Genomic DNA, 239 nt, shown 5'->3' with positions numbered 1-239 from the left:
AGAAAAAAGGAATTCTGTTTTGTGACCTAAACCACTCTCCCGTTCCGGACAGCAATGCTTCAGAAGAATTCAGAAGAAGACATGAGCTCTCTGAAATCTGGTTTGTTTTTGTAGAGGAAACGTCTGCTTCCAATATGGCAAGCTATACTGATGCTATTATTGAAAACAGTCTGGATATTTTCTATGATAGGATTTTTTCATTTAATTTTTTCCAATCTATAATAAATAGGTTGAGATAA

Annotated in this window: 1 pseudogene; it reads left to right on the top strand. The window is 34.3% G+C overall.

Annotated elements, in window-relative coordinates:
- Positions 1-239 (top strand): annotated as a pseudogene (locus SB689_RS24125) (hypothetical protein); the annotation flags it as partial.

The sequence above is a fragment of the Chryseobacterium sp. SIMBA_038 genome (assembly GCF_046535115.1).
In the GTDB taxonomy this organism is placed as follows: Bacteria; Bacteroidota; Bacteroidia; order Flavobacteriales; family Weeksellaceae; genus Chryseobacterium.
Note: the sequence above shows the minus strand (reverse complement) of the source record. Positions and strands in the feature narration are given on the sequence as shown.